This is a genomic window from Streptomyces albireticuli (assembly GCF_021228125.1).
In the GTDB taxonomy this organism is placed as follows: Bacteria; Actinomycetota; Actinomycetes; order Streptomycetales; family Streptomycetaceae; genus Streptomyces; species Streptomyces albireticuli.
Window position 1 is genome coordinate 97,038 of record NZ_JAJQQS010000018.1, and the last position, 24,537, is coordinate 121,574.

The window sequence follows — 24,537 nt, forward strand, 5'->3', positions numbered from 1 at the left end:
CCATGCTGAGGAGGTTCGATTCGATCCTCACACCTTGGAGGTTCTGATGCGTGCAGGTGTCGTCGTCGCCGCGCGGCCCGGTGTGGAGGACCTCGCCGTGCGTGCCGAGGAGTTGGGCTTGCACAGCTTCTGGGTCAACGACTCCCCCATGGTCCACGGCGACCCCTTCGTCGCCTTGAGCCTGTGTGCGAAGGCCACCAGCCGCATCCGGCTCGGCATCGGCGTGACCTCACCCGCGTTGCGCTCGGCCCCGGCCGCCGCGAGCGGGCTCGCCAGCCTCAACGCCCTGGCACCGGGCCGGATCATCTGCGGAGTCGGTACCGGAAACACCGCCCGGCGCACCTTGGGCATGCGGCCGACCACGGCGGCCAGGCTGGAGGGCTTCACCGTCGCACTGCAGGACCTGTGCGCCGGGCGTTCGACCGAGTACCGCGAAGGTGACCGGGTCCGCGACATCCGGTTCCTGCACGCCGGGGCGCACGTGAACACCACCGACCCGATCGAGTTCGTCGTGGCCGCGCTGCTCGGGCCGAAGGCGGCCGCCGTCGCCGGCCGCCGCGGCACCGGTCTCATCTCCGTCGGCCTGCTGGACCCCACCGCCTGGCACGCGCTGCACGACACCCGCCGCCACGCCGCCCAGGGCGCACCTCGCGCCCCCGGCTCGCCCACGGGCTCCCGGGCGGACTCCTACCTGATCACCTCGCTTCACCTGCTCGACGAGGACGAGGACCCCCACGGCGACGCGGCCCGGGACGCGACGGGCCACCTCGTCCTGTCGCTGCTGGCTTTCGCCGCCGACACGGCCGCCGACACACCCGCCTTCGTCGGGCAACTCGGCCCTGAGGAACGCGAGGCGGTGCGGCGGCTCCTCGACCGGCGCGGCACCACCGCCACCGCGCCGGACCGGCACACCAAGCTCTACCCCGACTACCTCGGACGCATCTCACCGCGGGACCGGGACCTGGTTCTGCCCTCGCTGATGAACACCCTGGCCCTGGTCGGCACCCGCGACGACCTCCTCGCCCGCTTCGCCACCCTGGAACAGGCCGGCGTCGACGAACTCCTGATCCAGCCGGTGGTCGACCCGCCCACCGAGATGGCCCTGCTCGCGAAACTCCTCACCTGAACGGACCCGCCTGCCGCAGGTCCTTGACCGTCCGGGGTTCGGGGGACGCAGCGGTGGAACATGCGGCGGGACCGCTCGTGCTTTTCCGGGCCAAGGAATCGGTCAAGGCCGGGTGAGTTTGGCGGCCACGGCATCGAGGACCCAGTCCAGGCCGGTCGCGAAGGACGCCTCGGCGTCCACGTCCGTGCCGTCGTACACGGCCTTGGCCAGCGCCGGGAAGCGGCCCGTGGCCAGCATCCTCGTCACATGCGGGCCGGACGCGTGCTGCCAGTCGCGCTTGGACAGGCCCGTGGCGCGCTCGGCCCGCAGGTTCGCGATCTCACGTCTGATCGCGCCGGTGAAGTAGGCGCTGAGGGTCTCCACGGCACGCATACCGGTGTCGACGTCGGCGATTCCGTCGAGGGCGGCCAACGTCGTCTCGGCCACGGCGAGGCCGTTCGGGCCCAGGGTCGGGCGGCCGCCGAGCAGGTCTGCCAGCCATTCGTGGCGGAGAGCGGCCCGCCTGGTGCGGTGGGCGAGGGCGCTCAGCGCCTCCCGCCAGTCACCTGGCTGCTCCTCGGGGAGAATCTCGGCGTAGACCTCGTCCACCATGAGGTCGAACAGCTCTTGCTTGGTGGAGATGTATCCGTACAGCCGCATCGGACCGGCGTTGAGCCGGGCGGCGACTTTGCGCAGCGACACCGCCTCCAGCCCGCCCTCGTCGGCCAACGCGACGGCGGCGGCGACGATCCGCTCCCGGTCGAGCGGCACGGGGCGGGTCGGCGGTTCCGGCCGGTCCCACACAGTCATGGTCACACCGTTCTGTTGCGCTGGATCACGAAGGGGAAATACAGTGTATCGACATGATGCACCGTATCGCAGTGGTCGGGAGCGGACCCGCCGGCCTTACCTTCGCCCGGGTCATGCACCGCCATGGCCACCCCGTCACCGTCCTCGAACGCGATCCCGCCCCCGACTCACGCCCCCCGGGCGGCACGCTGGACCTGCACGAAGGGCTAGGCCAGCTCGCACTGGACAAGGCGGGACTGCTGGCGGAGTTCCAGGCGCTGTCCCGCCCCGAGGGGCAGGCCATGCGCATCCTGGACGCGGACGGGACCGTCCTGCGCGACTGGCGACCCCGTCCGGATGACCGGGCCAATCCCGAGATCGACCGCGGGCAACTCCGTGACCTGCTGCTCGGCCCTCTCGACGTCCAGTGGGGTCGTGGCGTGACGCGGGTGGTGCCGCGAGGCCGGGAGGGCGTGCGGGTCCATTTCGAGGACGGGCGACAGGAAACGTTCGACCTCGTGGTCGGCGCGGACGGCGCCTGGTCCCGGATCCGCCCCGCGGTCTCGCCGGTGACGCCGCACTACACCGGCGTCACCCTGGTCGAGACCACCCTGGACGACGTCGACGCCCGCCACCCCGACCTCGCCCGTCTGATCGGCGACGGTTCCATGGCGGTGTACGGCGTGAACCGAGCCCTCGTCGCTCAGCGCAACAGCGGCGGCCACGTCAGGGTGTACGCCCAGTTCCGCGCGCCGCTGGACCGGCACACGAACCTGGACCCGGCCGACGCCGAAGCCGTGCGATCGAGCCTGCTGGCCCTCTTCGACGGCTGGGCCGCTCCCGTCCTCGACCTCCTCCGCCACGGCACCGCTTTCGTCCGCCGCCCCCTCTACGCCCTGCCCGTTTCCCACACCTGGACCCACGTCGCCGGGGTGACGCTACTGGGCGACGCCGCCCATCTGATGCCCCCGTTGGGGGCAGGCGCGAACCTCGCGATGCTGGAAGGCGCCGAACTCGCCGAGTCCATCGCCAACGGCTCCGGGGAACTGGACGGGGCCGTCCGCGCCTTCGAGGAAAAGATGTGGGCACGGGCCGGCAGATGGGCGGAGATCACGACAGCCGGCCTGGAACGCCTCGTCAGCCCGGACCCCGCCGAAGCCCTCGCCCTCTTCGACCAAGTCCAGCCGTCCTGACCGCAAGCGCGGGAGCGCCAGAACCAACAGCTCGCCACGGCAGCAGGCAGTTGCGTCGAAACCCGCGTGACGTCAAGCAATGTTGACCGTAGGCTCTCGGCGAAAGGCGGGTGCGGTGGATATCACGGTGCAGTGGATCAAGACGTCCTGGACGAAGCACTCTCGGGGCGGGGAGGCCGCTGCCCGCAGGAACGCGGTGCCGGTCGGCTTCTCGTTGCCTCAAGTGCCCTCTGGGTCCGCGCACTTCGTCGAGATATCCGAGCGTGAGGGCTTCGAGCCACGTTCGAGCCGGAAGAACCACCGCGAGATCGGCGTCAGCCTGCGGGACGAAGGTGATCGGCTCCGAGTGCTCCCTCGTGTGGAGCCGCTCTTCGGGTTGCCGCCTCGGCCGCGCAGGCCGCCGGCGGTTCGGCTGCTTCCCGGGCAGTGGGTCCGCTGGCAGTTGAACTACCGGTTCACCAGCGCCCTGGGAATCCGCGGTTGGTCGTACTGGCTCGACACGTTCAACATCGCTTACGGCCCCGTCGACCGGGATGTCTTCCTGTCGGAGCCGACCGTAATCGTCGATGAGTGCGGGCCGGTTCGATAGGGCGGGCGGGCTGCGCTCAGGCGGCTGTTCGTTCCGCTTGGGCATGGGACAGCGACCGCGCCAGGACGTGGCGGGGCGCTACCCGTCGATGAAGTCGGGCGTGCTGGAACGGCGGCGAGCCGCGCGAGGGCCCGGTGGTACGCGTCGTCCAGGAATGCCTGCAGGCCGTGCTCTGGAACAGCACTGTCGGCTCGGCCCCGCTCGGACACGACCTGCCCGGGAACCTGATCGCGGTTCCGCTGGTCGGCATGGCGCCGAGCCGAGTGGTCGCGGTACGGAACGACGGCGACACCAACCCGTTGGTCCGCTCGTTCATCGAGATCGCGATGGCCGCGTACCGCCACTGAGCGCCTACGGCCCCGGAGTGCATTCGACGACCGGCCGGGGAAGAGCGGGATGGCGGTCAGACGTGAGCGAGCAGGAAATCCCGGAGCTCGGCGTGGGTCATCGACCCCGTGCCGCGCGCCGCCACCGCGCCTTCCTTGAGCAGGACGACGGACGGGGCCCCGGTGACGCCGTACCGCTTGGTCGCCTTCGGGCAGCGGGTGATGTCGATCTTGACGGCCGTCAGGAGGTTCGCGTACTCCTCCGCGATCCGGCCCACGACAAGGTCCATTGCCCGGCATGCCTCGATCGCCTTCGGCCACGTCCCGGAGAAATAGGCGAGGACCGGGCCATCGCTCATCCTGAGGACGAAGTCGACCTCCTCGTCCTCCAGTGGCTGATGAACGCGCTTTGGCATGGGAACTCCTGACCTCGTGATCGATGTAGATGTATAGGGGCACCATCATCGCCTGTAACACGCGCGTGCGACGCCGACCACTTCCAGCAGATCACCGACAGCTCGGGCGGGACACCGTCAAGCGAGTCCCAGGACCAAGCCGTCAAGCACCTCCCCCGACCTCATATACGGGGAGATCCACACGTCCACTGGCACGGGGAAGGCGCCGACGGACCGGCGCGAGACGTCACCGCCGCACGGCTAGGCGGAACTGGTGGTGCCGGCCGGCGGGGCCTGCTGATAGAGCGCCACCAGCACGCCGTGCACGGGCTGGTCCTCCGCGTTCTCCTCGGCCTCGTCGACCAGTCGGGCGAGGGTCTCGCCGAGTTCTCTCGCCTTCGCGGGACTGAGACGCAGGTGGCGCAGTGTCAGGTGGTGCTCGGCGGGAGAGCGGTCCAGCTCCTGGGCGACCGCGGCGAACATCGCGGCGGTGCCTGCCGCCTGGGGTTCGGCGACGACCATGTGGCGGGCCGTGCGCTGGTAGTACTGCTCGGTGCCGCCGCGGACCTGCCGGGTCCCGGCGATGTGGACCAGCCCGGCCGCGCGGAGCACTTTGAGGTGGTGGCCCACGTTGCCCTTCTTCGCGTCGAGCTGCGCCGCGAGCCGACTGATGGTGGCGGGACGCTGGCTCAAGGCGAAGAGCAACCGCTGACGCAAAGGGTGGGAGAGCGCCGCGAACTGCTCGGGCGCACCGATCTCCAGGACGTCCTCAGGAGGCGGCGGATAAGGAGGCTGATCACGCATACCGAAAGTGTCTAAACTCTTTGACGCTTTCGCAAGTGCGGTGTTCTACTTCCGGCCATGACGACTTCGACGAAGCTTCCACCGGCCCTTGTCATCGATGAGACAGCCCGGCTCGTGATCGAGCACTACGTCTTCCCCGGCATAGCCGAGCAACTCGCCGACCTGCTGCGACGACGCCTCGCCGAGGGCGCGTACGACGTCGACGACGCCGAGGAGCTCGCCCGGCTGGTCACCGCGGACCTTCAGTCCGTCAACGGCGACCGGCACCTGAGACTGAAGCACCACGCCGACCCGGTCTCCCCGGAGCAGGGGGCGGCCACCTTGGACGCCATGCGCCGGGACTTCGACACCTCGCTGGGCGGTGCGCCCCGGGTGCAGTTGCTGGACGGAGGGGTCGCCGTGGTGGAGCTGGCACCGATGCTGTTTCCGCTGGAGTGGGCCGCCGAACCGCTGAGCGCCGCGCTCACCCTCGCCTCCCGCGCCCGGGCCCTGATCGTGGACCTTCGCGCCAACCGGGGCGGTGCCCCGGACACGGTCGCCTTCGTCTGCAGCTACCTGCTCGACGAGCGCACCCACCTCAACACCATGCACTGGCACGGCGGCGAGCGCAGCGAGCAGTCCTGGAGCCTGCCGCACGTTCCCGGCGCGCGCTTCGGCGGCAGCAAACCGTTGTACGTGCTGTCCGGTGACAGCACCTTCTCCGCCGCCGAAGAGCTGGCGTACAACCTCCAGCAGCTCGGCCGCGCCGTAGTCGTCGGCGAGCCGACACGCGGCGGCGCACACCCGTGCAAGGGCTGGACGGTGCACCCGCATTTGGAAGCCACCGTCCCGGTCGGCCGCGCGATCAACCCCGTCTCCGGAACGAACTGGGAGGGCACCGGTGTGCGGCCGGACGTCACCTGCGCTGCTGGTGAATCCCTCGACCGCGCTCACGCGCTGGCCCTCACCCGGCTGGCAGGCTGACCCGGTTGTCACAACTTCGTAGGGCGGCTTACCACTGGTGCGGTCCCGCACCCGGACGCGGTCGTCGGCGTTCCGGCCGTCCGCGCCGGCGGGCCGGCCCGAGCAGGAAAAGCCACCGTGAGGCCGCCTGGGCGGGGCCCTGACGGTCTGGTTCAAGTCCGGCGGGTGGCGCCGGTCTGCTCGCGGAGGATGCCGCACACCGTCGGCGCCGACCGACACCTCCCGACCGGATCCGACGGGCCTTCCGCCCGCACTGCCGACGTGCCGCTGCCGGACGGACAGCGCTCACGTCGGCAGGGGACCTTCGGTAACAGCGGCCCCCGGTGTCCCGCGTGAGGGGCGCTACTTCCCGCCCGCGCGCCGGAGACGCGCCGAGAGGTGGTGCCCCAGCGGCTGTCCCACCGCCGCCAGGTCGTGGACGAAGTCGAGCGTGTCCTCGTCGGTCAGGACGTAGCGGCGGCGCGTGGCGTCGACCTTCTTGGCGGTGGGGGCGAGGGCCACCTCGTGGGTGGTGAGGTCCACCGTGCCGGCGGCGGCGTGGCCGACCGAGATCTCCGCGATGCCCGTGGGCTGGGTGATCAGCGCCTCCACCCGTCCCTCCGGCTGGAGCCGCCACCATCCGCTCTCCCGGGCCGACGGGCGCAGCGGGGCTCCGTCCGCGTCGAGCAGCCAGGCGCGTGCCTCGTAGTGGAGGAAGGGGCGCCCGTCGTGGCTGAAGGTGACCTCCTGGGCGTACGTGAACTCGTCTGCGAGTGTCGGGTACTCGCCGCGGCCCCGGCCGGTCCAGGTGCCCAGGAGAGCGGTCACCGGTGCGAGCAGCGGGTGCGGCGCGGGGGCGTCGTCCGGCCCGAAGGCATCGGGATACGGGTGATTCCGGGCGGGTTCGAATGCGAACATGAGGTGTGCTCCTGGGTGAAGGCCGGTGCCAGGTGGCAGCCTAGGGGGTCGCTCCGCCGGCCGGAGGGCAAAGGGCGGCGGACGGCTCGCCGCCTGGTAGCGCCGTTACGGGCACAGCGGCGCGGTCCGCTTCCGTGTCCGCGGCCGACACGGTCTTTCCCCTCGGCCGTCCGTGTGTTCCGATGGGGTGATGAGTGGTCAGGTGCGCGAGGGGCATCAGGGGACGGGGCCGGGAGCGATCACCCCGGACGGCTGCGCGGTCGAGCTGTACGAGCGGCTGCCGGTGGGCGACGAACCGGACGTCATCGAGCGGGCGGTGCCCGCCCGGGCCCGTATCCTCGAACTGGGCTCCGGTGTGGGCCGTGTGACGCATCCGCTGGTCGAGCGGGGCTTCACCGTGACCGCCGTCGACGAGTCCCCGCAGATGCTGGACCGGGTCCGGGGCGCCCGCACCGTGTGCGGCCCGATCGAGGAGCTGGAGCTCGGCGAGCGCTTCGACGTCGTACTGCTGGGGTCGTTCCTCGTCCACACCGGTGACCCCCGGGTCCGCCGGGGGCTGCTGCGAGCCTGTCGGCACCATGTCGCGGACGACGGATGCGTGCTGATCCAGCGAGAGGCCGCGGGCCGGCACGAGAACCTGCCCCAGGAGCGCGAGATCGCCGGTGGCGGGCTGGTCCGGGTGGTGTCCTCCGAGCCCGTACGCCCCGGTGTGCGCTCCGTCCACGTCGAGTACGTCTTCCCGGACGTGCGATGGACGCAGACGTTCCGGTCGCGTCCGCTCACCACGGAAGCCTTCGAGGACGCCCTGGCCGAGGCGGGGCTCACGGTCGACGCCTATCTGACCGAGGACCGCACCTGGGTCCGGGCCGTGCCGGTCCGCACGGGCCGGTAGAGGCACGGCGGCCGGGGTCAGCCCTCCACCGTCCGGACGTGCGGCGGATGGCCGTTCCAGGTGACGAACACCGACGTGGTCCTCTCCCCCGCCACGAAGTCCACCCGGATCCAGGCCGTCTGCTTCCACACCCGCATCCGCCAGCCCTCGTCCGGCGTCGCCGACACGAGCGTCGCCGCGCTCTCGCCGAGGTCGAAGACCGCACGCCCGCCCCGGACCTGAAAGCTCTTCACCTCACCGGCGCCCCGCTCCGGGGAGGGCGCCTCGGCGCTCCCCCCTGAATCGGGCTCCGGCGCGGACGGGGACGGAGGCGAGACCCGCGGCGTGGGCGGCGGCTCCGTGCCCACCGGACGCGAAGGGGGCGCCGAGGGCGTCGGTGCGGGTGCCCGGGTGGCGGGAACCGCCGTCGTCGGCGCCGCCGCCCCGGAGATCGGCAGGGCGCGCGGCGGCTCGTAGGCCGTGCCCGCGAGCACGGTCCGTACCCCGTACCAGGACACCGCCATCGCCACCGTCGTCGCCAGCGCCCACAGCAGGGCCCGCATCATTCCTCGCCTCACCTGGCTCATACTGCCTCACCCGTATGGCGTACGGTGCGGGCCATGGCAAGACTGCTCGTGGTCGAGGACGACCCGTTCGTACGCTCCGCCCTCGTCCGGCAGCTGACCGAGGCCTCGCACACCGTACGCAGCGTCGGAACCGCCCTGGAGGCGCTGCGCGAGGTGGCACAGGTCGGCTTCGACCTTGTGGTCCTCGATCTGGGGCTGCCGGACCTGGACGGCGCGCAGGCGCTGAAGATGCTGCGCGGCATCACCGATGTACCGGTTGTCGTGGCCACCGCGCGGGACGACGAGGCGGAGATCATCCGGCTGCTCACCGACGGCGCCGACGACTACCTCGTCAAGCCGTTCTCGGTGGCACATCTGACCGCGCGCATGGCCGCCGTGCTGCGGCGCTCGGGCAAGGGCGGCGCGGTCGGCGACCCCGTGCCGTCCGGGGCGCTGCGGGTCGGCGGCCTGTCCGTCGACCCCTTGCGCCGTGTGGCCGAACTGGACGGAGCCGTACTGGATCTGACCCGGCGTGAGTTCGACCTGCTCGCCTATCTGGCGGGCCGCCCGGGCGTCGTCGTACCGCGCAGGGAACTCCTCGCCGAGGTCTGGCAGCAGTCCTACGGGGACGACCAGACCATCGACGTGCACCTTTCCTGGCTGCGCCGCAAGCTCGGCGAGACCGCGGCCAGCCCGCGCTATCTGCACACCGTGCGCGGGGTCGGGGTGAAACTGGAGCCGCCGGCCGCACCGGGGACGACGTGAGATGGGCGCTCATCAGGGTGTCGCTGGCCGTCACGGTGATGGTGGTGCTCGCCTTCGCCGTGCCGCTCGGGCTGGTGGTCAAGGAACTGGCCAGGGACCGCGCCTTCGCCGACGCCGAACGGCTGGCGGCCCAGATCCGGCCCGCGCTCGCCATCACCACCGACCGCGAGCAGCTGGAACGGGCGGTCGCGAGCTCGCAGGCCGGCGGGGAGGGCCGGATGGCCGTCCATATACCGGGCGGTAGGCACAAGGCGGACGGCGAAGCCGAGGCGGAAGGTGAGCCGCGCGGCGATGCCAAGGCCGGTGGTGAGTCCGAGGCTGAGGCGCGTGACGCCGGGGCCGAGGCGCGTGAGGGCGCCGGGGCCGAAGGTAAAGCGCGTGGCGGTGTCGAGGCCGCAGGTCACGCACGTGACGGCGCCCGAGCCGAGGCCCAAGCCGCCGGCCCGGCCTACGACATCGGCCACCGCCGGGCCTCCCCCGGTGCCGTGGAGGCGGCCCGCCGCGGCCGCTCCGCCGTCACCTCCGTGCCCGGCGGCTACGCCCTTCTCCAGCCGACGGCCCTGAGCACCGGCGAGTTCGCGGTCGTCGAGGTCTACGTACCCCACCGCGCGGTCGGCAACGGCGTCACCACCTCCTGGGTGATCCTCGCCGGCGTGGGCCTCGGCCTGGTCGCCGGTTCCCTCGCCACGGCCGACCGGCTCGGCCTTCGCCTGGTGCGCCCGGCGGAGCGGCTCGCCAAGGCCGCCGGCGAGCTCGGGGAGGGCAGGCTGGGCGTGCGCGTCCGCGAGGACGGCCCGGCGGAACTGCGCGCCGCGGCCGTCGCGTTCAACTCCATGGCCGACAAGATCGTGCGACTGCTCTCCAACGAGCGCGAGCTCGCCGCCGACCTCTCGCACCGGCTGCGCACCCCGCTCACCGTGCTCCGCCTCAACGCCGCGTCGCTCGGCGACGGCCCGGCCGCGGACCACACCCGGGCCGCCGTCGCCCAGTTGGAGCGCGAGGTGGACCAGCTCATCCGTGCCGCCCGTGAGCAGGGCGAGCCGCAGGAGCGGCCCGTGCTCGGCTGTGACGCGTGCGAAGTGATCCGCGACCGGATGGACTTCTGGTCCGCGCTCGCCGAGGACGAGGGGCGCGCGGTGCGGCTCGCGGGCGTCGAGTCGACCGTACGGGTCCCCGTGGCCCGCGCCGAACTCGTCGCCGCGCTGGACGCGATGCTCGGCAACGTCTTCCGGCACACGCCCGAGGGCACCGCCTTCGCCGTGGACGTCCACCACAGCGAGGAGGCCGTGATCGTGCTCGTCTCCGACGCGGGCCCGGGCATCGCGGACCCCGACACCGCGCTGCGCCGTGGCCACGGCGACGGAGGCCCCGGTTCCACAGGGCTCGGCCTGGACATCGTGCGCCGGGCGGCGGAGTCCACGGGCGGTGACGTGCGGATCGGACGGTCGGTGCTCGGCGGCACGGAGGTGCGGGTGTGGCTGTCGCTGGGCGGAGGAGGCGGGCCGCGCCGCGGCGAACGGCGCCGCCGGATGGGCCGGATGCGCTGGATGAGGGCTGGGCGGAAGGCGGGGCGGCGGTCCTCGTGAGCGGGTTCCGGCCCTGCGAACGGGTCCGAGTCCCACTCCGCGAGCCGGTCCCGGTTCTTTAATCGTCACCCATGTGTTCCTTAAGCGCGCCATAAATCGCGGGCCCGGGACCGCGATTCAACCATTCGCCCGATTCGTTCTCGCTAGCGTGCTGCCGCGTCACCCCCCGACACATGACAGGCAGGCACGCCCATGGGTTCCCCCGCGTCCCCCGCACACCGCCGACACGTGAGCCGCGAGGCGAAGCTCGTCGGCGCGGGCTTCGTCGTGGCGCTCGCGGCGGCGTACGGCAAGGTCGACGACGCGGAGCGGCTGGTGCGGTTCGGCCGGTCCAAGGGCCCCGGACGGCTGTCGATGTGGTCCGCGACGCGTGACAAGCCCCGCCCGGGCGGTGCGCGGAATCCCGCTTCCGCGACGTTCAGCTCGATCCCGCCGAACGAACCGGCCTTCACCAGGGCGTTCGGCGCGTACCGGAGCTGACATTCTCCCGCTTCAACCCTCGCCCCCCACACCTCCTTTCCCCCATACTGCCCCGCACGCACGGCACCCCCCACTCCCCCCACCACGGCCCTGCGTGCGGGGCCACCCCTCACCCACCCACCAAGGAGTTCCCCCATGCATCGGACACGTCGGACCGTACGGATATCCCTGCTCTCCCTCACCCCCCTCGCGCTCGCCACGCTGACCGCCGGGCCGGCCGCGGCGCACGGCTCCATGACGGATCCCGTCAGCCGGGTGTCCGCCTGCTTCGCGGAGGGCCCGGAGAGCCCGGACTCGGCCGCCTGCAAGGCGATGGTCGCGGCCGGCGGCACCCAGCCGCTCTACGACTGGAACGAGGTGAACATCGGCGACGCCGCCGGGCGGCACCGCCAGATCATCCCCGACGGCAAGCTGTGCAGCGCCGGCCGCGACAAGTACAAGGGGCTGGACATGGCCCGCACCGACTGGCCGGGCACCAAGCTGGCGTCGGGCGCGCACACCTTCCGGTACCGGGCGACGGCCCCGCACCGCGGCACGTTCGAGCTCTACATCACCAAGGACGGCTACGACCCGGCCAAGCCGCTGAAGTGGTCGGATCTGGAGGAGAAGCCGTTCGCCAAGGTCACCAACCCGACGCTGAGGGACGGGAGCTACGTCATCGACGGTACGGTCCCGAAGCGGTCCGGGCGTCACCTGATCTACAGCGTCTGGCAGCGCTCGGACAGCCCTGAGGCCTTCTACACCTGTTCCGACGTGGATCTCGGCGGGAAGGCGGCGGCATCGGCGCCGGGGACGAAGGCGTCGGCGCCGAGCGACAAGCAGATCACCGACGGGGCCGCCAAGTCGACGGTCGACCACGGCGGGCACGGCGGGGACGGCCCCGGCAAGGGCGGACACGGCGAAGGCGGACACGGCGGGAGCGCTCACGGCGACGCCGCCGGCGAAGCCGCTAAGTCCGGTACGGCCGCTACGAGCGCCGACTCCGGCAACGGGCACCAGCGGCACTCCGCGGTGAAGGCCGCCGCCCCGGCCGACCCCGTCGCCCAGGGCGGTCGCCTCGCCGAGACCGGCGGCGACAGCCGTACGCCGGTACTGGCGGCGAGCGGCGCGGCGGTGCTCGCGGCGGGCTCCGTCACCCTGTTCCTGACCATGCGGCGCCGCTCCGCGCGAAACGGCTCCTGAGCACGTCGGGCACACGCCGGGGGACGGCGCGCACACGGTCGACGCGGCCTCCGCACGACCGCGCGCCGTCCCCCACGGCGGGCCGAGCCTCCGCGCACCCCACCCCCGAAAGGTATAAATTGGACGAAATCCCTAAGGGAGCTCGGAGAGGAGCCGACATGTCCTCGAAGCGACGACGCAAGAAGAGGGCCCGCCGCAAGGCCGCCAACCACGGCAAGCGCCCTCAGTGCTGAGCCGGGCGCCGGGTCCCCGGGTCTGAGCCCCGGGCGCCCGGCCGAGGCCACTCGGCACCGTCTCAGCGGGCGTGCCGCACCCGGAAGGGGATGCCGGCCGCTCCCAGCCGTCCGATCAGCGCGTCCCCCATGGCCGTGGCCGTCGTGACCTGCCCCGATGTGGTCGGCAGATCGTCCAGGGCCAGGCACATCGACGCCTCGGCCAGCATCTTCGCGGTCTCGCCGTACCCCGGGTCGCCGCCCGAGACCTCCGTGAAGACGCGCCTTCCACCGCCTTCGCCCACCGCCCGTACCTGGAACCAGGCGCGGGCCCGCCGCTCCGGTCCGGGGCCCCTCCCCGGCTCGTAGCGCTTCATCAGCCAGGTGCGGGCGGGAGGCACCTGCGCGACGGCCGCGACCGCGGCCACGCCCGCCGTCCCCACCAGGGCCATGGGCAGCGTCTTGACGGACGCGTAGTGGCGGTAGCGGAAGTCGGGCCCGTACCGCTCCAGCGCGGCGGCCGAGCGGCGGACGACCTGAGGGTCGAGCGTGGGCAGCGGCAGCGCCCACGTACCCGTCTCCTTGCTGAAGCGCGGCGCCGCCAGGGGGACCCGGACCTCGCGCCCGGACGGCGCCGGCTCGTACCGCCGCCGCTCCCGGGCCGCGGCGAGCGCCTGGCGCTGCCGCGCGAGGATCGTCAGGGACGAGGTCAGCGTCCCGCCGGAGACGAGCCCGAACGCCCGGACGAAGCCGTCGACCGTGAGCGGCACCCCTTCCGGCAGCTGCCGGACGGTGAAGTACGCGAGGAGGTCGTGCGGCATCGAGTCGAAGCCGCAGGCGTGCACGAGCCGCGCGCCCGTCTCCCGGGCTCGCGCCTGGTGGCGTACGTACGTGAGGTCCACGAACTCCGGCTCGCCGGTCAGGTCGGTGTAGTCGGTCCCGGCCTCCGCGCAGGCGGCCACGAGCTCCTCGCCGTACCAGATGTACGGGCCGACGGTCGACGCGACGACGTGCGTGGACTCGGCGAGCGCGCGCATCGCGGCGCGGTCGCGCGCGTCCGCGGTCACCACGGACACCTCGGCGGCCCGCTCGGGATCCGCAGCGGCCAGGTCCTCCCTCAGCCGCTCCAGCTTCGCCCGGCCGCGCCCGGCGAGCGCCCAGCGGAGGCCCTTCGGCCCGTGCGCCAGCAGGTACTCGGCGGTGAGCCGCCCGACGAACCCCGTCGCGCCGAAGAGCACGACGTCGTAGGGCCGTTCCGGGCCGTCCTGTCTGTTCATGGAGCCTCCGGCTGTCGCGGGGTGCGGGATGATCGGGCGTTCCCCACCGTACGTACGTCCGGCGGAACCCGGGCCGGTTCTCCTCATCCGAACGCCCCGGGACCACATGTGGGAGACCACCGTCCGGGCACGCCCCGGCCGCTGTGCGCCCGGCGCCCCCGAACGCGCGGCAGCGCCGCCACCCCGCCGGTCGAGCCGTATGCCCATGCACGAACCGGTGGTGGGCGACGGTTCCGGTGGGGGCGCGGCGGGGCGCTGACCCATGCTCATTGCGGACAGTGCGGTTCTGAGGCGAACCGTTCGCCTCCTCGAAACCCACGCAGAAACGGCAGGACGACCATGCCAGTGCACCCGCTCGCCCGGCGGCTCGCGACCCTCGTCGCCGCCTCCACGCTGGTGGTCCTGGCCCCCGGAGTGGGCCAGGCCGACACCCCGTCAGCAGGACTGATCAAGCACGAGGAAGCGGGGTGGTACCTCGACAGCGGCAGTGACGGCTCGGCCAAGGCCCCCGCGCACACCACCAAGTACACGGGCGAAGCCGCGGCGGCGCCCGGCAACCTGAAGTGGTCCTACGACGCGGCCACCAAACTCATCAAGAACGAGGCCAAGGGCTGGTACCTCGGCAGCGGTGGCTCCTCCTCCGCCAAGGCTCCCGCGTACACCACCAAGTACACGGGCGAGGCGTCGGCCGCTCCCGCGGAGCTGAAGTGGACCTACGACGCCGCGACGAAGCTCGTCAAGAACGAGGCGAACGGCTGGTACCTCGGTGCCGGCGGCGGAGGCGGCGAGAAGGGCGGAGAGAAGGGCGACGACTACTCCGGTTCCAAGTCCTCCTCCTCGGCGGCCTCGTCCGCGTACACCTCGAAGTACACCGGAGAGCCCGCTTCGGCGCCGGCGCAGCTGAAGTGGTCGATAACGCCGTAGCCCCGGGGCAGGGGATCCCGGTGCCTTCCCGTCGGGCGGAAGGCACCGGGGTCACGCGGAGGTCAGCCGCAGTCGCCCGCCGGGCGGGAGCGGGTCACCAGGTCGGTGGAGCCGGTCGTGGCGTCGAGCCAGACCACCTGCCTGCCGCCCGCCGTCGCGGGCCAGAACTGCTCGCCCCTGTTGCAGGAGACCCGGCTCCTGCGCGAGCCGTCCGGCGAGAGCTGCCACAGTTTGCCGAGCGTCTCGTTACTGATCCGCGTCTCGGACGACTCCGTGCCGACGGTCACCGCTTCGTCGGAGGCGGTCAGGTGGACGCCCCTCAGCGCGTCCTTGCCCTCGGCGGGACTGATGTCGAGGGTACCGGTGCCGTCGACGTTCGCGCGGCGCACCGCGGTCGGCTGCCTGGACTCGTCGTTCGACGCCAGCCAGTAGACGTACTTGCCGGTGATCGCGGTCGGGCCGGTGTCCACCGGTGTACCGAGCTGCCCCATCGTCGTCCGCTTGCCGGTGGCGGTGTCCAGGACCTCGGTGCCGGACCGGTACAGACCGTCCACGCGGCGCGAGGTGGAGAAGGCGATCCGGCCGTCCTTGAGGGACGGGTTCTCGGTGCTGCCGTACTTGCTGTACGGGACCGGTGGCACGACCACCGGCTGCTCGTCGCCCATCCGCATGTACATCACGCGCGGGCCCGTCCAGCGGCTGTAGGAGGTGAACGTCAGGAGCTTCCCCTCGACGCTCAGCGAGGAGACGCGTCCCAGGTTGCCGGAGTTCGAGAACAGCTTCTTGACGGGGCCGCCCGCGAGCGGCCGGGCCAGGACCTCCGAGGTCCGGCCCCGGTAGGAGTGCCACACCACGGTCTTGCCGTCGGTGACCGGATCCGCGTGGTAGCGACCGTCGTTGGGGCTGACGCGGATCTTCTCACCGGTGCCGTCCAGGCGCCCGGCCCAGACCGAGTACGCCTCGGAGCCGTCCTCGTTCGAGCTGGACGCGGCCCACCAGCCGCCGCCCGCGCCCACGGACGTGAAGCCGTCCGTGTTGATCCCGCCGAAGAGGCGGTCGGAGTCCACGCCCATGGCCGTCTCCCAGCCGGCCACGATGCCGTGGGCGTCGAAGGCCCGCTCGACGGACCTGAGCTGTGCACCCGTCACCTTGAGGTCCTCGGCCGCGGCGACGACGGCGTGACGGCCCTCGGTGAAGCCGTCGAGGGGCGTCATGTACTCCGTGAGCGCCTTGTGGACGATCTTGTCGGCGAGGGTGCGGTCCAGGTCCTCGCGGATGTCCCAGAGCGCGCCCGAGAAGAGGGTGGAGTTGGCGTGGACGCCGCCGTTGTCGGTCGCGAAGGACACCCCGAGGAAGGATTTGGAGGTGGTCCGGCCGTCGTTCATGTCACGGGCCGCGCACGCGCGGGGGCCCTTCGCCCGGCACAGCGCCTCGCCCACCAGGCCGGAGGCGGGGCTGTCCATGGGGGTGCCGTGGGCGTCGGTGTCGACGGCGTTGCCGAAGTAGTCGGCGAACGCCAGGCCCACGGATCCGGGCTGGTCCGCGTTGACCAGGCCGGCGCTGTTCTCGACGGCGCTCTTCGTCATCGTGTGCCCGACGACGTCCAGCGCGGCGGCGACGGGCCGGTGCTCGGCGTCGCCCTTCCCGTACATCGCCTTGGTGCCGTCCCAGACGGCCTCGTTGGCGAACCCCCAGCCGATGCCCACCAGGGAGTGCGCGGCCGCGCCGCGGCCGTCGGACCCGCCGCGGCCGTGCAGGCTCTTGTAGTAGTCGTGGACCTTGCCGGCGCCCCAGTGCGCGTCGACCGCGCCAGCCTCGGTCGCCTCCTTGCCGAAGGCCGGCTCCGGCGAGCCGAACTCCTTGAGGTCGGGCGGCCAGGTGCCCCACACCTCGCTGACGCTCCGGTCGCGCGCGTCCCAGGTGGAGATCTGGTTCTTGTCACTGCCCTCCTCGGCGCGGGTGCGGTCGCGCAGCACGTACTCCCCGCGCGCGTCGTCCCGCTCGACGGCCAGTCCGACCGTCTCCCCGTCGAGCCGGACGCCGGAGCCTCGCACACCGGCCGCGGCGGCCCGGGAAGGCGATTTCCCGGACCCGGCCGCCTTCGCGGCGCCCTCGGCCCCCGTCCCGGTACCGGACCCGGCACCCGAGAACGACTTGATCCCGCTGTACTGGAGGACCGGATAGCCGGACCGCGCCTCGACGTACACCTCTTGCAGCACGGGCGCGCCGGTGCCCGGCGCGGTGCCGCGCACGGTGACGTGGTGGGTCAGCACGCCGGCGCCCCGGGGCAGGACGACGAGCCCGTGGGCGGTGCCGGTCAGCGGCCGCGAGGTCCCCTCTCCCGGCTCCTCGCCCTTCCCGTCCCGGCCGGGCCGCCACGGGCCGAGCCGCGCCTCGACCGCTTCCACCGCCCGCTCGACCGCGAGCTTCCCGTCGACCTCGGGCTCGACCGCGACCTTCAGCCCGGTGAAGTACCGGCCGGAGGTGCCCGTGACGACCCGCTCCCCGCCCTTCCTCTCCATCCGGACGACGTACTGGGCGCCGAAGACCTCCACTCCGTGGTGCTTCTGCCGCAGCCGCACGGTCTCCGCGTCGCCCGCGGTGACGGTCCGTACGTGCTCCAGGTCGCGGTCCGGACGCGGGATCCGGTAGCGGCTCTCCTTGTCCGCGAGATGGTGCCGCGCCGCGTCGGCGGCGCTCCCCGTGGCCTTCACCCGCTCCCGTACGCCGCTGACCAGCGCGGGAGCCGCGGTGCGCTGTCCCGGGACCACCTCCTCCGTGCCGGCCGCCGGTGCCGCGACCGCGTTCGCGGGCAGTGCGGAGACGACGAGTGCGGCGACGCCGATCAGCGCCGCCGCACCGGGTAAGCCGCTCCGTGCTCCGGACGTCTCCGTTCTTCGTGCCGCTCTCCGCCGTGGACCCGGACTGTCCGCGAGCCCTCTGCGCTTACGCATGAGTACCCCCCCCCATCGATGAGACACCCGACATGCAATCGGTGTCGCGCGCACGCGTTCAATGGGGGCGACGGAAATGCGTGGGCGAGTTTCGGTCCGGGTGGCGGCGGGCCCGGAGGCCGGGGCCGGGTGCGTACCTTACGTCGCCGTGTACGTCAGGCAGTCCGGCGAGGCGCCCATGGCGGCGACGGTGATGCCGGGGGCCTGGCATTCGAGGCCGACGTTGTGCAGGCAGCCGGACATCTTGCAGGCGCCGACCCGGCCGACGGCCGAGGAGTCGCCGCCCTTGGCGGGGAACACGAAGAACGTGTCGCAGTGGGCGTGGGTCGAGTCGCCCACCGTGATGGCCAGGGCGTGGCAGGCGCTGTCCTGGTTGTAGGCGCACTCGTCCACCTGACACACGCTCACCTGCGGCATTTCCACGGCGTTCTCCTCGGCATGACGTCCGGGCCCCGGCAGCGGCACCCCGCTCCGTACCTCCGACGCCTTCCTCGGGCGCCGGACACCGACACCGGTGGCCCGGTGTCTTCACCCGGATGCGGGACCGGGTGCCGCGGGTCAGCCCGTGACGGGCCCGGGCTCCTGGCCGGAGGGGGCGGGGCGCGGGGTGACGAGGGGGAAGACCGGGTCGGGGTAGGTCAGGTAGCCGAAGACGGTGTCGGCGGCCGCCTGGTCGTCGACCTGGATCTGTTCGTTCCGCACTGCCTCGTCGAAGTTCTCCTTGAAGTGGATGCCGGACAGCGCCAGCTGGTCCAGGGCCTCACGGGTGAGGCTGATGGTCGCCTGGGGCTTGCCCGCCAGCTTGTCCTGGCCCTCGACGTAGATCAGCACACCGTTGCGCAGGGTCGTGGTGCACTCCTGGCCGGTGCCGGTCAGGACCCAGCGCAGCACGATGGGCGACCGCTGTTCGAGTGCGGCCTTGGGGCCGTCGACGCTCTTGGCCATGGCGGTGAAGAACTGGTCGAGGGACATGCTCCTGACCAGGTCGGAGGCGCCGTGCGAGGTGGGCTTCTGCGGACCCGTGCGCAGTTCTTCGGCACCGGTGAGGTAGAAGTTCCGCCAGGTGCCGTTCTCGGCCCCGTAGCCGAGCTGGGTCATGGCCTCGGCCTGGAGGGTCTTGGCTTCCTGGAGCACGTCGGCCGGTACCTCGAAGGCGTCCGCGGTGTCGCCGGAGGCGAAGATGACGTGATTGAGGAGTTCGACGACCCAGCGGTACTGCGGCGTTTCCGCCTGGTAGGCCTCCCGGGCGATGCGGACGACCTCGGCGGGGCCGCCCATGGCCTGGACGTAGTGCACGCCGGCCTGGACCGGGGGGAGGTTCCACAGGTGGGCGGGGTTGCCGTCGAACCAGCCGATGTAGCGCTGGTAGACGGCCTTGAAGTTGTGGCTGAGCGAGCCGTAGTAGCCCTGGTTGTACCAGTGCTCGGCGAGGCCGGGCGGCAGGTGCCGGAGCTTCTCGGCGATCTCGATCCCGTTGAAGCCTTCGTCGATGAGCCGCAGCGTCTGGTCGTTGAGGTAGGCGTACATGTCCCGCTGGTTGCTCAGGAACTCGACGATGCGCTCCCGGCCCCAGCGCGGCCAGTGGTGGGAGGCGAACTCGACGTCGGTGTACTCGCCGAAGGTCTGGATCGCCTCGGTGAGGTACGTCGACCACGCGTGCGGGTCCCGGACCTGGGCGCCGCGCAGGCTCAGGATGTTGTGCAGGGTGTGGGTGGAGTTCTCCGCCATACACATGGTGCGCAGTTCGGGGAAGTAGAAGTTCATCTCCGCCGGGCACTCGGTGCCGGGGGTGAGCTGGAAGACCATGGGGATGCCGTCGACGGAGTGCTGGTAGAGGCCCTTCCGCCACGGGACGACGTTCGCGGGCGACCATTCGCCGGGCGTGGCCGGCTGGATCAGCGGGCCGCCGACGTAGTGGGTCGGCGGGACGAGCGTGACCTCGCCCGTGGAGATCGTCAGGCCGAGACCGGAACCGACCTGACCGTGGGGCCCCTTGTCCAGCTTCGCCGCGTACATGTACTCCGCGCGCCGGGCCATGGCCGGGCCGGCGTAGACGTTCTCGCTGATGGCGTGCTCGAGGAAGCCCTCGGGCGCGTACACCGGGAGGTCCTTCGGTATGACATCGCCGGTCTCGTGGAAGAGGCCGCGGGAGCCGCCGAAGTGGTCGACGTGGCTGTGGGTGTAGATCACGGCGCTGATCGGCGTGGTGATCCCGGTGTGGTCCCGGAAGAGCTTCAGGGCGTACTGCGCGGTCTCGTACGAGGCGAGGGGGTCGATGACGACGATGCCGGTGTCGCCCGTGACGATCGTCATGTTGGACAGGTCGTAGCCGCGCACCTGGTAGATGGTGCGGTTGCCGGAGGACGTGACCTGGAACAGGCCCGCGACGGCGGTGAGTTTGCCCTGCCGCCACAGGCTCGCGTTGACGGACGGCGGGGCCTGGTCGTCGCTGTCGAGGAGGAAGTCGTAGCCGGCGAAGTTCCAGGCCACGCCCTTGTCGTCGCGGGTCGGGATCACGGCGACGTCGGGCAGGGCGATCAGACCGCGCTGGGCGTCCTCGAAGTCCTCCGCGTTGGGCGGGACGGTGTTGATGACGCCGCGGTTCGCTTCCACGACGGAGGGGGACGGCTCGACGGGCTCGGTGAAGCCATGGGTATCGGTCATGCGACTGCCTCCTTGGGACATACGGAGAGGAACTGTGCGCGTGAAAGGAGAGGCACGTGTGGTGCGATGGCCGTGCCGGTACGCAAACGACGCTATGAAGCGACTGATCCGCATACAAGGGACCGATCAAGCCACCCTTGGTACCGTGGCAGTTTCTCTGCGTAGGCGTGCACCCCCTCCCTCCACGCGTCCTCTCTCGTTACCCTGTGCGGCCCAAGGGGGAGAGATATGACGCACAACTCGCGTGCTCCTGAGCCCGATCCGTCCGCCGAGCCGACCGGCCCGCCTCCGGACCCTCCGTCCCGAAACGCTCCACCTCCGGGCGCCCCGCCTCCGCCTCCGCCGACCCCGCGCCGTGGCAGGGGCTACTTCCCTCTCCGGGACCGCAGTTTCATGTCGACGGTTGTCATCGGGCCCATCGTGGTGGCGGTCGTCGGAGCGGTGATCGGGCTGGCCGTCACCGGCGGGTTCTCCTGGGTGGTCGACGCGGTCAAGGGGGAGGACGGCCCGCCGCCGATCTATGTGTCCGGGTCGCGGTCGCCCCGGACCGTGGAATCACGGGGCCCGGACCCGGGTACGACCGCTTCTGGTACGGCCGCTCCCGGTACGGCCGGCCCCAGCGCGTCCGGTGCGGCCATGTCCGGCCCCACCGCGGCCCCTTCGGCCGACGAGGAGCACGCCCGGAGCAAGGGCCTCGACGTCCAACGGCCCCTGTACCTGTGCCCATGGGACGCCCGGGTGGTGAGGACCCCGCCGGCCGAGCTCGTGGAACCGCCGGTCCGGGACCGCGAACTGGACACCTCCCGGGTCTCGTCCCGCAACGCCGGTGACCCCGACAGGACCACGCTCACCCTGCACATCCAGCCCGAGGGAAGCAGACCGCTGGTGATCCGGGAGGTACGGATCAAGGTGATCGCGCGCGAACCCGTACCCGCGGCGGGCGAGGCGACCGTGCTGGGGCTCCAGGCGGCGGGCTGCGGAGGCGAGGAGGAGACGGTCACGGCACGCGCCGATCTGGACGGCGGCGGACGGTACGCCCGGGTCGTGCCCACCGGTGAGCTGTCGTTCCCCGTCGAGATCACGGGCGGCAGGACGCTGGCGGTGGACCTGACCGTGGCCACGAGGCGCTGCGACTGCTCCTGGGTGCCCGAGATCGTCTGGGCGAAGGACGGCGAGGTGCGCACGACGCCGTGGTTCGACAAGGGCGGCCTGCCCTTCCGTACCATCCCGTCGGCCGGGTACCGGCGCGTCGCGTGGAAGCTGCTGTACGCGAACGACGTCGGCAACCCCGGCCTCACCGAGGACAAGTGGGTACCCGTCCCCTTCGACGAGCGGATCCTCGATTAGGCGCGCCGACGGCCTTCGGACCGCGCTCGGGAACGTCACGGCGCACCGGCCTCCTCGGCCGGCAGCCGCCCGAAGGACGCCCGTGCGCACGTCGCGTGCGGACGCGCGGCGGCGCCCGGGGCGGCGGCCCGGATCACGGCGTCGAGCTGGGCCACCGTGTCCCGGCGGGTACTGCGGCGGGCGTCGTCGAGCTCGTCCCGCCACGGGGCCCACGCTGGTGCCGTCCGGCAGGGGCATGTGCCACGCGTCGAGGGTGTCGAGCCGGCCGGGGTCGTCCGCCATCGCCCTGAACGCCTCCAGGCCCCGCGGGTCGCCGAGCACGGCCAGCGTCTCGGCGGCCAGGACGCGTTCCCTGCCGGGGATCCGGCGGTGGCCGAGGGCCGCCCGGGCGAGGGTCTCGCGCGCGGCCGCCGCGGTCTCCGGGCTGATGCGGGTGCCCGGCGCCGCCTGGAGAGCGATGAAGGTGCCGCCTTCGGCGCCGCCCTTCCCGGCCACGCGCCGGAGCTTGGGGCCCGGGTCGGCTCCGGCGCTCGCGGCGAGGCCGAGGACGAATCCGGCGTAGGACATGTCGCCGCGCTCGCGCGTCCGCGCCTCCTAGTGCGCGAGGGGTCCGCAGCGCGGGGCCCTGTTGCGCCGGTGGATCCGGTCGGCGTACCGGGTGTAGACCGCGGTGCGCCCTTCGGGGAGCCGGCCGCCCGGGCTCGCTCGCGTAGAGCCCGCACAGCGGGGAGGCCATGAGCGGGGTTCGGGCCAGGTGGTCGAGGTCGGCGTCGGCGTCGGCGTCGGCGTCGGCGTCGGCGTCGGCGTCGGCGACCAGGGTGGTGAACAGGGCGGCGTGCCGGTCCGGGTCGGCCAGGTCCCGGAACCGCTCGCGTGCGTAGCGGCGCACGTCGCCCGGGGTGAAGGTGATCCACGCGCTGGCGGAGGTGGTACGGGCCTTGTGGGGCGGGAGGTGACCAATTCGCTTTACCGGTTTTTGACTTCTTCTTGAACGTCGTTTGCCGGTACTGTCCCGTCCTGGCCGGTGTTCGCGATCAAGTCCGGCCCCCGTACGTCATTTGCTCGTCGGCTCCCCCGAGCCGCCGGATGTCACCGGAGGATGCATGCCCTCTCGTATCGCCACCGCGGTCGCCACGTGCGCGCTGAGCCTCGGGGTCCTCGCCTCGGGCGCGGGCACCGCCATAGCCGCCTCGTCCCCCGCCGCCGGTCCGGCCGCCGGCGCCACGTCGCCCCGGCCGGCGATCGACGCGCGCGCCGCCGCCGTGGACGGGTGCAGCTACCAGGTGGTCCGCACCGACGACTCCCGCTACGTCCACTCCGTGAGCGGGGTCTTCGCCGGCGGCGTCCGCGAGCTGCCCGTCCAGAAGGAGGACTTCGTGCGGTTCTCCGACGGATGGCGCGTGGTCACCCAGGTCGACGCGTGCGCGGGCGGGCGGACCCAGGCGCCCACCGCGCTCCGCGTCACCGGCAGGCTGGACAACCCGGACGGCTACGACTCGTCCGTGCCGCGGACGATCCGCAGCGGCGACGCCAAGCCCGCGGCCTCCTCGGTGATCCCGAAGGCACCGGCGGTGACCTCCGTCGACCGTCTCGACGCGGGCACCGTCCGCGTCAACTGGAAGCCCGCGCAGGGAAGTCCCGACCTGGTCGCCCTGATGGAGACCAAGCCGTTCTACAGCAGCGAGGTCGGCATCTGGCACCCCTACACCTTCCAGCGGGACGTCCCGGGCGGCGCCACGTCGGCGGACCGCAAGCTGGAGCGCCACCCCGACATCCCCGCGTCCGCCCGGGCGCACTCGTACTGGATGCGCGTGGTCAAGGGCGGCTTCGTCAGCGACCTGCGCACCGAGAAGCCGGTCACGATCGAGCCGTAACCGCACGGCCGCCCCCTCCCTCGCCTACCGCGGGCACCGCTCCGCACGGGTTCCGCTTCGCCCCCGTGCGGAGCGGAACCCGTGCGGGAAGGGACTGCCGGCCTACCTGACGCAGTCCCACATCGCGGCCTGGGCGCCCGGTGCCGTGCCGGCCCCCGGCATGTCCAGGCACATCCAGGTGGGGGCGCCGCTCGGGGTGGTGGCGCTGACCCACCAGCCCGGGTTCGCGTCGAGGCCGTCGGTGTCCCACCACTTCTGGTTCAGGGCGCCGGTGCAGTCGTACTGGATGATCTTGGCGCCCCAGTGGGCGACACCGCCCGAGATGTCCATGCACTTGTTCGAGTAGGAGTTGCGGAGCTGCATGTACCTCCCGCCGTCCGTCGTCTCCGCCTTCCACAGCTTCTCGGACGCGGTGCCGCACTCGTCCTGGACCACCGGGGCCAAGTTGTCCCTGGAGGCGCCCTTGACCTTCAGACACAGACCGCTGTGGCGGTTGGCGATCTCGTACCGGTTGTCGCGCCGGCGGAGCTCCCACAGCTCGTTGGGCGCGAGTCCGAAGGCCTTCGGACTCGCGGCCTCCTGAGCGGATCCGGCCGTCGTGCCGGCGGAGGCCGGAGCGCTCCCGGTGCCGGCGGAGGCGGTGACGGGCACGGACAGCGCCGCCGCGGAGAGCAGGGCGACGAGAGCGGTTCTGGCGGACGCGCGCGTTGCGGACATCATGGTGAGAACCTTTCGTCCTGGGCACCGGTGAACGGCGGCGGTGCCGCTGGTGTG

The 24,537-nt window shown here is 72.2% G+C and carries 24 protein-coding genes and 1 pseudogene; 15 read left to right on the forward strand and 10 right to left on the reverse strand.

Annotated elements, in window-relative coordinates:
- Positions 1 to 46: 46 nt before the first annotated feature.
- The gene (locus LUZ64_RS28240; RefSeq protein WP_095583238.1) at positions 47 to 1,126 is read left to right on the forward strand and encodes an LLM class flavin-dependent oxidoreductase; all 1,080 of its coding nucleotides are present in this window, start codon (positions 47 to 49) and stop codon (positions 1,124 to 1,126) included.
- A 102-nt stretch (positions 1,127 to 1,228) separates the two neighbouring features.
- On the opposite strand, the gene LUZ64_RS28245 is transcribed toward LUZ64_RS28240, so the two are convergent.
- On the reverse strand, positions 1,229 to 1,915 hold the full coding sequence (locus LUZ64_RS28245) for a TetR/AcrR family transcriptional regulator (RefSeq protein ID WP_095583239.1): 687 nt from the start codon (positions 1,913 to 1,915) through the stop codon (positions 1,229 to 1,231).
- A gap of 53 nt (positions 1,916 to 1,968) precedes the next feature.
- Here LUZ64_RS28245 and LUZ64_RS28250 point away from each other — a divergent pair, with 53 nt between their 5' ends.
- The 3 genes and pseudogenes from LUZ64_RS28250 to LUZ64_RS28260 all read left to right on the forward strand — a co-directional run.
- Complete coding sequence (locus tag LUZ64_RS28250; RefSeq protein ID WP_095583240.1) at positions 1,969 to 3,087, forward strand: FAD-dependent oxidoreductase; 1,119 nt, start codon at positions 1,969 to 1,971, stop codon at positions 3,085 to 3,087.
- Positions 3,088 to 3,202: 115 nt separating this feature from the next.
- Positions 3,203 to 3,676, forward strand: coding sequence for a hypothetical protein (locus tag LUZ64_RS28255; RefSeq protein WP_095583241.1), 474 nt, complete (start codon positions 3,203 to 3,205; stop codon positions 3,674 to 3,676).
- 104 nt (positions 3,677 to 3,780) lie between these two features.
- Positions 3,781 to 4,023, forward strand: a pseudogene (locus LUZ64_RS28260) (LysR family transcriptional regulator); the annotation flags it as partial.
- A gap of 56 nt (positions 4,024 to 4,079) precedes the next feature.
- Here the strand turns inward: LUZ64_RS28260 and LUZ64_RS28265 are convergent.
- Both LUZ64_RS28265 and LUZ64_RS28270 read right to left on the reverse strand, forming a co-directional pair.
- The gene (locus LUZ64_RS28265) at positions 4,080 to 4,418 is read right to left on the reverse strand and encodes a thioredoxin family protein (protein WP_095583242.1); all 339 of its coding nucleotides are present in this window, start codon (positions 4,416 to 4,418) and stop codon (positions 4,080 to 4,082) included.
- 240 nt (positions 4,419 to 4,658) lie between these two features.
- Positions 4,659 to 5,201 carry an ArsR/SmtB family transcription factor gene (locus LUZ64_RS28270; RefSeq protein ID WP_095583243.1) on the reverse strand — a complete coding sequence of 181 codons (543 nt, stop codon included), beginning with the start codon at positions 5,199 to 5,201 and terminating at the stop codon, positions 4,659 to 4,661.
- 57 nt (positions 5,202 to 5,258) lie between these two features.
- On the opposite strand from LUZ64_RS28270, the gene LUZ64_RS28275 reads away from it, so the two are divergent.
- The gene (locus tag LUZ64_RS28275) at positions 5,259 to 6,164 is read left to right on the forward strand and encodes a S41 family peptidase (protein ID WP_095583244.1); all 906 of its coding nucleotides are present in this window, start codon (positions 5,259 to 5,261) and stop codon (positions 6,162 to 6,164) included.
- A gap of 342 nt (positions 6,165 to 6,506) precedes the next feature.
- On the opposite strand, the gene LUZ64_RS28280 is transcribed toward LUZ64_RS28275, so the two are convergent.
- Positions 6,507 to 7,061: a heme-binding beta-barrel domain-containing protein gene (locus tag LUZ64_RS28280; RefSeq protein ID WP_095583245.1), complete on the reverse strand. Its 555-nt coding sequence runs from the start codon at positions 7,059 to 7,061 to the stop codon at positions 6,507 to 6,509.
- A gap of 190 nt (positions 7,062 to 7,251) precedes the next feature.
- Here LUZ64_RS28280 and LUZ64_RS28285 point away from each other — a divergent pair, with 190 nt between their 5' ends.
- Complete coding sequence (locus tag LUZ64_RS28285; RefSeq protein WP_095583246.1) at positions 7,252 to 7,953, forward strand: class I SAM-dependent methyltransferase; 702 nt, start codon at positions 7,252 to 7,254, stop codon at positions 7,951 to 7,953.
- Positions 7,954 to 7,970: 17 nt separating this feature from the next.
- Here LUZ64_RS28285 and LUZ64_RS28290 read toward each other — a convergent pair whose 3' ends face one another.
- A complete protein-coding gene (locus LUZ64_RS28290) occupies positions 7,971 to 8,519 on the reverse strand; it encodes a hypothetical protein (RefSeq protein ID WP_095583247.1) in 549 nt (182 codons plus the stop codon).
- A 33-nt stretch (positions 8,520 to 8,552) separates the two neighbouring features.
- Between LUZ64_RS28290 and LUZ64_RS28295 the strand changes: the two genes are divergently transcribed.
- The 5 genes from LUZ64_RS28295 to LUZ64_RS38195 all read left to right on the forward strand — a co-directional run bounded on the left by LUZ64_RS28295 (position 8,553) and on the right by LUZ64_RS38195 (position 12,744).
- Positions 8,553 to 9,263: a response regulator transcription factor gene (locus LUZ64_RS28295; RefSeq protein ID WP_095583248.1), complete on the forward strand. Its 711-nt coding sequence runs from the start codon at positions 8,553 to 8,555 to the stop codon at positions 9,261 to 9,263.
- A gap of 38 nt (positions 9,264 to 9,301) precedes the next feature.
- Positions 9,302 to 10,849 (forward strand): ATP-binding protein, encoded by a 1,548-nt coding sequence (locus LUZ64_RS28300; protein ID WP_095583256.1) that lies wholly within the window; start codon positions 9,302 to 9,304, stop codon positions 10,847 to 10,849.
- Positions 10,850 to 11,077: 228 nt separating this feature from the next.
- Positions 11,078 to 11,329, forward strand: a complete 252-nt coding sequence (locus LUZ64_RS28305) for a hypothetical protein (protein WP_143593371.1) — start codon at positions 11,078 to 11,080, stop codon at positions 11,327 to 11,329.
- 135 nt (positions 11,330 to 11,464) lie between these two features.
- Entirely contained in the window at positions 11,465 to 12,511 is a 1,047-nt protein-coding gene (locus tag LUZ64_RS28310) for a lytic polysaccharide monooxygenase auxiliary activity family 9 protein (protein WP_095581555.1), read from the forward strand.
- A 158-nt stretch (positions 12,512 to 12,669) separates the two neighbouring features.
- The gene (locus LUZ64_RS38195; protein WP_467343482.1) at positions 12,670 to 12,744 is read left to right on the forward strand and encodes a hypothetical protein; all 75 of its coding nucleotides are present in this window, start codon (positions 12,670 to 12,672) and stop codon (positions 12,742 to 12,744) included.
- Between the two features lie 62 nt (positions 12,745 to 12,806).
- On the opposite strand, the gene LUZ64_RS28315 is transcribed toward LUZ64_RS38195, so the two are convergent.
- Positions 12,807 to 14,000 carry a saccharopine dehydrogenase family protein gene (locus LUZ64_RS28315; RefSeq protein ID WP_095581556.1) on the reverse strand — a complete coding sequence of 398 codons (1,194 nt, stop codon included), beginning with the start codon at positions 13,998 to 14,000 and terminating at the stop codon, positions 12,807 to 12,809.
- Positions 14,001 to 14,339: 339 nt separating this feature from the next.
- Between LUZ64_RS28315 and LUZ64_RS28320 the strand changes: the two genes are divergently transcribed.
- Positions 14,340 to 14,924, forward strand: coding sequence for a hypothetical protein (locus LUZ64_RS28320; protein ID WP_143593138.1), 585 nt, complete (start codon positions 14,340 to 14,342; stop codon positions 14,922 to 14,924).
- Between the two features lie 62 nt (positions 14,925 to 14,986).
- Here LUZ64_RS28320 and LUZ64_RS28325 read toward each other — a convergent pair whose 3' ends face one another.
- From LUZ64_RS28325 to LUZ64_RS28335, 3 genes are all read right to left on the reverse strand, one after another.
- The gene (locus LUZ64_RS28325) at positions 14,987 to 17,878 is read right to left on the reverse strand and encodes a M4 family metallopeptidase (protein ID WP_095581558.1); all 2,892 of its coding nucleotides are present in this window, start codon (positions 17,876 to 17,878) and stop codon (positions 14,987 to 14,989) included.
- A gap of 138 nt (positions 17,879 to 18,016) precedes the next feature.
- Positions 18,017 to 18,295: a DUF1540 domain-containing protein gene (locus LUZ64_RS28330; RefSeq protein ID WP_232398932.1), complete on the reverse strand. Its 279-nt coding sequence runs from the start codon at positions 18,293 to 18,295 to the stop codon at positions 18,017 to 18,019.
- 141 nt (positions 18,296 to 18,436) lie between these two features.
- Positions 18,437 to 20,542 carry an alkyl/aryl-sulfatase gene (locus LUZ64_RS28335; protein ID WP_232398915.1) on the reverse strand — a complete coding sequence of 702 codons (2,106 nt, stop codon included), beginning with the start codon at positions 20,540 to 20,542 and terminating at the stop codon, positions 18,437 to 18,439.
- Positions 20,543 to 20,935: 393 nt separating this feature from the next.
- Between LUZ64_RS28335 and LUZ64_RS28340 the strand changes: the two genes are divergently transcribed.
- The 3 genes from LUZ64_RS28340 (at position 20,936) to LUZ64_RS28350 (ending at position 23,763) form a co-directional block, all read left to right on the forward strand.
- Entirely contained in the window at positions 20,936 to 21,889 is a 954-nt protein-coding gene (locus LUZ64_RS28340) for a hypothetical protein (protein WP_095582499.1), read from the forward strand.
- Between the two features lie 754 nt (positions 21,890 to 22,643).
- Positions 22,644 to 22,880: a hypothetical protein gene (locus tag LUZ64_RS28345; protein WP_170116806.1), complete on the forward strand. Its 237-nt coding sequence runs from the start codon at positions 22,644 to 22,646 to the stop codon at positions 22,878 to 22,880.
- Positions 22,881 to 22,992: 112 nt separating this feature from the next.
- Entirely contained in the window at positions 22,993 to 23,763 is a 771-nt protein-coding gene (locus tag LUZ64_RS28350) for a hypothetical protein (protein WP_095582497.1), read from the forward strand.
- Positions 23,764 to 23,865: 102 nt separating this feature from the next.
- Here the strand turns inward: LUZ64_RS28350 and LUZ64_RS28355 are convergent, their stop codons facing one another.
- Entirely contained in the window at positions 23,866 to 24,483 is a 618-nt protein-coding gene (locus LUZ64_RS28355) for an RICIN domain-containing protein (protein WP_095582496.1), read from the reverse strand.
- Positions 24,484 to 24,537 lie beyond the last annotated feature (54 nt).

Coding starts and splice junctions, on each gene's coding strand:
- LUZ64_RS28310 (WP_095581555.1), top strand. CDS start 11,465: ATGCATCGGACACGTCGGACCGTACGGATATCCCTGCTCTCCCTCACC.
- LUZ64_RS28280 (WP_095583245.1), bottom strand. CDS start 7,061: ATGTTCGCATTCGAACCCGCCCGGAATCACCCGTATCCCGATGCCTTC.
- LUZ64_RS28300 (WP_095583256.1), top strand. CDS start 9,302: ATGGTGGTGCTCGCCTTCGCCGTGCCGCTCGGGCTGGTGGTCAAGGAA.
- LUZ64_RS28335 (WP_232398915.1), bottom strand. CDS start 20,542: ATGACCGATACCCATGGCTTCACCGAGCCCGTCGAGCCGTCCCCCTCC.
- LUZ64_RS28320 (WP_143593138.1), top strand. CDS start 14,340: ATGCCAGTGCACCCGCTCGCCCGGCGGCTCGCGACCCTCGTCGCCGCC.
- LUZ64_RS28295 (WP_095583248.1), top strand. CDS start 8,553: ATGGCAAGACTGCTCGTGGTCGAGGACGACCCGTTCGTACGCTCCGCC.
- LUZ64_RS28315 (WP_095581556.1), bottom strand. CDS start 14,000: ATGAACAGACAGGACGGCCCGGAACGGCCCTACGACGTCGTGCTCTTC.
- LUZ64_RS28340 (WP_095582499.1), top strand. CDS start 20,936: ATGTCGACGGTTGTCATCGGGCCCATCGTGGTGGCGGTCGTCGGAGCG.
- LUZ64_RS28350 (WP_095582497.1), top strand. CDS start 22,993: ATGCCCTCTCGTATCGCCACCGCGGTCGCCACGTGCGCGCTGAGCCTC.
- LUZ64_RS28265 (WP_095583242.1), bottom strand. CDS start 4,418: ATGCCAAAGCGCGTTCATCAGCCACTGGAGGACGAGGAGGTCGACTTC.
- LUZ64_RS28270 (WP_095583243.1), bottom strand. CDS start 5,201: ATGCGTGATCAGCCTCCTTATCCGCCGCCTCCTGAGGACGTCCTGGAG.
- LUZ64_RS28355 (WP_095582496.1), bottom strand. CDS start 24,483: ATGATGTCCGCAACGCGCGCGTCCGCCAGAACCGCTCTCGTCGCCCTG.
- LUZ64_RS28325 (WP_095581558.1), bottom strand. CDS start 17,878: ATGCGTAAGCGCAGAGGGCTCGCGGACAGTCCGGGTCCACGGCGGAGA.
- LUZ64_RS28240 (WP_095583238.1), top strand. CDS start 47: ATGCGTGCAGGTGTCGTCGTCGCCGCGCGGCCCGGTGTGGAGGACCTC.
- LUZ64_RS28275 (WP_095583244.1), top strand. CDS start 5,259: ATGACGACTTCGACGAAGCTTCCACCGGCCCTTGTCATCGATGAGACA.
- LUZ64_RS28285 (WP_095583246.1), top strand. CDS start 7,252: ATGAGTGGTCAGGTGCGCGAGGGGCATCAGGGGACGGGGCCGGGAGCG.
- LUZ64_RS28330 (WP_232398932.1), bottom strand. CDS start 18,295: ATGCCGCAGGTGAGCGTGTGTCAGGTGGACGAGTGCGCCTACAACCAG.
- LUZ64_RS28245 (WP_095583239.1), bottom strand. CDS start 1,915: ATGACTGTGTGGGACCGGCCGGAACCGCCGACCCGCCCCGTGCCGCTC.
- LUZ64_RS28250 (WP_095583240.1), top strand. CDS start 1,969: ATGATGCACCGTATCGCAGTGGTCGGGAGCGGACCCGCCGGCCTTACC.
- LUZ64_RS28290 (WP_095583247.1), bottom strand. CDS start 8,519: ATGAGCCAGGTGAGGCGAGGAATGATGCGGGCCCTGCTGTGGGCGCTG.